Origin of the sequence: uncultured Aquabacterium sp., assembly GCF_913773725.1 — a bacterium.
In the GTDB taxonomy this organism is placed as follows: domain Bacteria; phylum Pseudomonadota; class Gammaproteobacteria; order Burkholderiales; family Burkholderiaceae_C; genus Aquabacterium.
This window is the reverse complement of record NZ_CAJYGK010000154.1, coordinates 1-5,207: the sequence shown is the minus strand read 5'-3', so window position 1 is coordinate 5,207 and position 5,207 is coordinate 1. Positions and strand designations below refer to the sequence as shown.

The 5,207-nt window shown below is 67.3% G+C and carries 5 protein-coding genes and 1 tRNA gene; all 6 read right to left on the bottom strand.

Annotation, left to right across the window (positions count from 1 at the left end):
* Nucleotides 1–273: 273 nt before the first annotated feature.
* Nucleotides 274–678, bottom strand: coding sequence for a YkgJ family cysteine cluster protein (locus QZ709_RS18080; protein WP_294638864.1), 405 nt, complete (start codon nucleotides 676–678; stop codon nucleotides 274–276).
* Between the two features lie 79 nt (nucleotides 679–757).
* Nucleotides 758–833, bottom strand: a tRNA-Phe gene (locus QZ709_RS18075).
* A 65-nt stretch (nucleotides 834–898) separates the two neighbouring features.
* Entirely contained in the window at nucleotides 899–1,690 is a 792-nt protein-coding gene (locus tag QZ709_RS18070) for a response regulator (protein WP_294638862.1), read from the bottom strand.
* 37 nt (nucleotides 1,691–1,727) lie between these two features.
* A complete protein-coding gene (locus QZ709_RS18065) occupies nucleotides 1,728–4,034 on the bottom strand; it encodes an ATP-binding protein (RefSeq protein ID WP_294638860.1) in 2,307 nt (768 codons plus the stop codon).
* Entirely contained in the window at nucleotides 4,031–4,624 is a 594-nt protein-coding gene (locus QZ709_RS18060; RefSeq protein WP_294638858.1) for a DUF4390 domain-containing protein, read from the bottom strand. The genes QZ709_RS18065 and QZ709_RS18060 overlap by 4 nt, the downstream gene beginning before the upstream one ends.
* The coding region (locus QZ709_RS18055; protein WP_366937190.1) for an SAM-dependent methyltransferase at nucleotides 4,624–5,207 on the bottom strand (584 nt) is incomplete at its 5' end. The genes QZ709_RS18055 and QZ709_RS18060, both read right to left, overlap by 1 nt.

The following is a 5,207-nucleotide window of genomic DNA, read 5'->3' as shown; positions in this document are numbered from 1 at the left end:
TGCTGAGGCTTTTTGTTGCCCATCTACAGGCCGTCGTCTTGGCTTGGCTGGGCTGGGGCGCTCGGCCTGTCAATACCGCGGTCAGGTTGCGCCGACTGCCGCGTGAGGCAATTGTTCAGGGCGGACTGGATACTCCGACATTCAGGATCTTGCTCTTGCCGAGTGCCCCAGTGGCTTGCCCGACTGCACTCCGGAGACCCGAGGCCGGCTGATCCGTGCTTACCTGGACGGCGGCGGTTTCGTCCCGTGACGATTGCGGGGCGGGGCTGATGCTCAACGCCCTTCTTGCCGATGCCCATAGGGGCAGAACCCCGGTCGCGGCCCGACCTGCGGGTGCTTGCGGCAGGTGGCCGGGCGTTGGTCGTACACGGTGCAGCGCCGGGTCGTCGCATCCAGAAAGCGGCAGTCGCCATCGGCACGCCGCGCCAGCGTGTAGATCTCGCTCTTGTGGTGGTAGCGCTCGGCGATGCCGGCCTTGATGAGGCGCTTGCTGATCTGTCGCGCTTCCTCGTGCTCGGCCTCGAACGGGTCAACCAATCCCAGTCCGACCAGATCAGCCAGCTTCACCTCGACCGGCATCGTGCAGCAGTTGGCCATGCAGGTGTCGCACAGGCCGTTGCGGTAACGGCTCCAGGTTTCGATGCGGTCGACATCGACGATGTGGATCGAAGATCTCATGGCGTGTGGTGCGCGCAACAGCAATGGTCAGCGCACAAAGCAAAACGCCCACTCGTGAGAGCGGGCGTTTCGGGTGTCTTGGTGGCCTGGGGCGGAATCGAACCACCGACACGCGGATTTTCAATCCGCTGCTCTACCAACTGAGCTACCAGGCCTCTGGGTTTCCCCATCGGTTTTCGCTGTCTGCGTTGCAGTGATCAGCGAAGACCTAGACTATACATCAATTTGCGGCCGTTTTCTTGCTGCGACCCAAATCGACGCCCAGCTGTTTCAATTTTCGATACAGGTGGGTGCGCTCCAGGCCGGTCTTCTCGGCGACCCGGGTCATGCTGCCGCCTTCGCGGGCCAGGTGGAACTCGAAGTAGGCACGCTCGAAGTCGTCGCGGGCCTCGCGCAGCGGGCGGTCCAGTTCGAAGCTTTGCTCGTGTTGCGGGCCGGCGTGGATCGGGGCGCTGGTCACCGGGGCGTGGGCCACGGCGCCGTAGCTGATCGGGGCACGGTGGTGCTCGGTGTGACCCACCAGCTCGCTGCGGACGGGCGTCACGGTCACCGGGCTGCTGTTGGCGGCCGCGTACGAGGGTGCGGCCGTGATGGGCGTGACCGTGGCCAGGTGCACGGGCGGCGTGGCCACCACTGCGGGGCGCGGTGCCGGCTTGGTGAGGCCTTGCTCGACCGAGCGCAGCAGCTTCTGCATGGTGATGGGCTTCTCGAGGAAGGCCATCGCGCCGAACTTGGTGGCCTCCACAGCCGTGTCGATCGTGCCATGGCCCGACATCATGATGACGGGCATCGTCAACTGGCCGCTGGCAGACCACTCCTTGAGCAGCGTCACGCCGTCCACGTCGGGCATCCAGATGTCGAGCAGCACCAGATCGGGCTTGCACTGCTCGCGCAGCACCCGGGCCTTGGCGGCGTTTTCGGCGACTTCGACGGTGTGACCTTCGTCGGTCAGGATCTCGGACAGGAGGGCACGGATGCCCAGTTCGTCGTCAACTACAAGAATGGTGGCCATGAATGTGAATGTGCACCCGGTATCCGGAAAACAACGCTCAGTGTCCCCGATCCGGGGTAGATTTGGATGACAGCTGTGAAAATGATAGCGAAACTTGTGCCCCGCTCACCGGCTGAGCGGCCGCGGGATAGCCCGCAGGGGTCGCAAGTTCGCCGTTTGTGCCGCCCACATTACGTACTTTCACCAAGGCGCCGTGTTCATCGGCGATCTTCTTGACCACGGCCAGGCCCAAACCGGTGCCCTTGGCCTTGGTGGTGATGTAAGGCTCGAAAGCCCGCTTCAGGATGTGGGGCGCAAACCCGGGCCCATTGTCTCTCACGATGAGGCGCACGGCGCGGATCTGGCCGTCGGCATGGCGCGGCGCATCGGTGCGCACCAGCACGGTGGCCGGGGCTTCCACGGCCGCGTGCTCTTCCAGTGCATCGAAGGCGTTCTGCACCAGGTTGTGCACGACCTGTCGCAGCAGCGTCGCATCGCCCAGGATCAGAGGCAGGTCGGGCGCCAACTCCATCTTCAGGCGTCCCTGTTCGACGGCATGGCCATACAGCGCCATCACGTCCTGCACCAGCGCGTTCAGGTCCAGTGGCTGAAGGCGGGCTGTGGGCAGCCGGGCGTAGTCCCGGAACTCGTTGATCAGTGTCTTGAGTGCCTGCACCTGGTTGACGATGGTGTCCACCGAACGGCGCAGCAGGCTGCGGTCGGTGTCGGCCACCAGCTTGTCCTCGAGCTTGAGTTGCAGTCGCTCGGCCGAGAGCTGGATGGGCGTCAGCGGGTTCTTGATCTCATGGGCCACGCGACGTGCCACTTGGCTCCAGGCTTCAGCACGCTGGGCGGACACGACCTCGGTGAGGTCGTCGAACACAATGAGCGTTTCCTGGCGCGGCAGCTCGGCGCCGCGCACAAGCAGGGTCAGCGCCTCTGGGTAGTTCGGCAGCTTCAACTCATACGATTCCTGCCACTGCTGGCGTTCGCCGGGCGTCGGGTCGTTCGCGTGCAGCTCGAACCGGGCCTTGAGCGTCTGGGCGAAGTCTTCGAGACCCGTCACCTCGGACAGGGCGCGACCCCGGTAGGCCGACAGCGGCAGGCGCAGGATGCGGGTGGCGCCGGGGTTGACGGTTTCGATGTGCCCGTCGGCATCGAACACGATCACGCCCGCACTCAGGTTGTCCAGAATGGTCTGAAGGTGAGCGCGCGCCGATTCCAGGTCATTGACGCTGCGGTCGGCCAGGGTGCGGGCGTCGGCCAGCTGCTGCGTCATGGCGGCGAACGAACGCGTCAGCCCGCCCAGTTCGTCGTCGGACATGAAGATGGCCTTGGGGCTGAGGTCGCCACGCGCCACCTCGCCGACGCCTTCGGCCAGCAGCAGCAGGGGTCGGGCCAGTTGCTGGCCCAGGATGGCGGCCAGCAGAAAGGCTCCGAACACGGCGAGGATCAGGGCAAGCGTGAGCGTGCCGATGTACATGCGCCGCAAACCTTCGCGGCCGATGAAGCGCTGCTGATACTCGCTGTAGGCGGCTTGCACATCGAGGGCATTGCGCACGAGGTCGGCCGGCAGCTGCAGAGTGACCATCAGGAAGTGCCCCTTGGCCTGCAGGCTGAAGCTGCGATCGGGCATCCAGGCGAGGGCGACCACGCGGGGGGTGCCGGTCGCCCGTTTCTGGGCCGGGTCTTCGGTGGGGTCATCCAGCCCTTCGACCAGGGCCGTCACGCCGCGCGTGCGGGCGTCGTGTCGCCAAGAAGCCGGGAGCCGTTCGGCCGAGAGGATGCGGGAGGTTTCCCCGCCCGCGGAGTGCACGACCTGCCCCGATTCGTTGAGCAGCGTGACGGTCTGGGCACCCATCTGCTCGCGCAGGCGCTCCAGTTGCAGCACGCCGGGCGTGTCGGTCAGGCGCCCGGCAGCGATGCGGGCCTGGTTGGCTGCGTCGCGCGTCAGGGTGTCGAGCGTGCTGCGGCCCAGGTTGAGCCCGGCTTCCAGGGCGCCTTCGACGCGCACGTCGAACCAGGTTTCGATGCTGCGGGAGACGAACTGGTAGGAGACCGTGTAGATCAGCAGGCCGGGCACCAGCCCCACCAGGCCGAAGATGCCGGCCAGCTTGAGCAGCAGGCGGCTGCCGAACTTGCGGGCCCTGAGGCGCAACGCCAGTCGGCCGAGGGCAAGCAGGATGACCAGCCCCAGCAGCGTGGCCACGGTGACGTTGGTCCAGAAGAGCCAGCTGAAGTGACGCTCCAGGCGTTCGCTGTTCTGGGTGGCGAAGACCAGCAGGAAGGCGAGGATGAGCCCGGTGGCGGTCATGGCCACTCCGGACACGATCAGCGCCCAGCGGTTGGGCTTGATGGGGCTCATGGTGCGCTCGGCACGGGCACGCGGCGCTCGACGGCCACGTTCCAGTCGGTCTGGCCGCCCAGGCCGATCTGCAATGGGCGCGGCAACTCGTTGGGGTCGAGCATGAAGCGGAACACGACCTCGTGGTCCTGGTCGCTGGCGTAGGCCGTCGGCTCGGCAATGCGCCAGCGGTTGGTGCGGCGCAGCACGTCCAGGGCGTCGCTGAGCTGGGTGTACTGCCGGCTCAGGCCATCGAAGCTGACGCGCCACTGGCGGGTCAGGGGCTGGTAGGCCAGACGCCAGCGGCGCACGGCCCGGGCGCGGGTCTGATCGAGCCAGTACCAGCGCACGCGCAGCAGTTCGGCCCGCGCGACGAAGGTCACGGCCACGCCCTTGCTCAGGGCCGACTCGATGTCGTCGGGCAGATCGAAGCGGACGTCGTAGCTGAGCAGCAGGCCTTCCTCGGCGCGCTGTACGGCCAGCCGTGTCAGCACCAGGCCGGTGTCGTTGCCCGCGTCAGCCAGCGCGCTGCGCCCTGCGGAGGCCAGGGGCATGGCGAGCAGGGCAGAGGCACTGCGGTGCAGCAGCTCTCGGCGGCGCATCTGGGGCATCACGCACCTGGGGTGGTTCGGGTCAGCAAGGCATAGAAGAAGCCGTCACCGCGGTCGGCGCGACCAGGATCAAGGTATTCGACCACAGGCAGCAGGTGGCCGGGCGCGGGCCGCGCGGCAGCGTCCGGCGTGCGTTGCAAAAACGCGTCGACCCGGTCCTGGCCTTCCATGCGGAAAACCGAGCAGGTGCAGTACAGCAGGTGGCCGCCGGGCTTGAGCAGAGGCCACAGGGCGTCGAGGATGGCGTCCTGCAGGCGCGCCAGGGCGGCGATGTCGGATTCGCGGCGCAGCCAGCGCACATCGGGGTGACGGCGCACGATGCCGGAGGCGCTGCACGGCGCGTCGAGCAGGATGGCGTCGAACGGGGTGCCGTCCCACCAGCCGTCGGGCCGGCTGGCATCGGCGGCCAGCGTGCGGGCGCGCAGCCCCAGCCGGGTGAGGGTGTCGTTCACGCGCGCCAGGCGAGTCGGATCGGCGTCCAGGGCGGTCACGTCCAGGTCGCCCAGTTCCAGCAGGTGCGCGGTCTTGCCGCCGGGGGCGGCACAGGCGTCGAGCACGCGGGCGCCGGGCGGCAAGGCCTGAC

What these genes read in the sequence shown, in the direction of transcription:
- QZ709_RS18065 (WP_294638860.1), bottom strand. Translation starts at nt 4,034, where the DNA reads ATGAGCCCCATCAAGCCCAACCGCTGGGCGCTGATCGTGTCCGGAGTG.
- QZ709_RS18080 (WP_294638864.1), bottom strand. Translation starts at nt 678, where the DNA reads ATGAGATCTTCGATCCACATCGTCGATGTCGACCGCATCGAAACCTGG.
- QZ709_RS18070 (WP_294638862.1), bottom strand. Translation starts at nt 1,690, where the DNA reads ATGGCCACCATTCTTGTAGTTGACGACGAACTGGGCATCCGTGCCCTC.
- QZ709_RS18060 (WP_294638858.1), bottom strand. Translation starts at nt 4,624, where the DNA reads ATGCCCCAGATGCGCCGCCGAGAGCTGCTGCACCGCAGTGCCTCTGCC.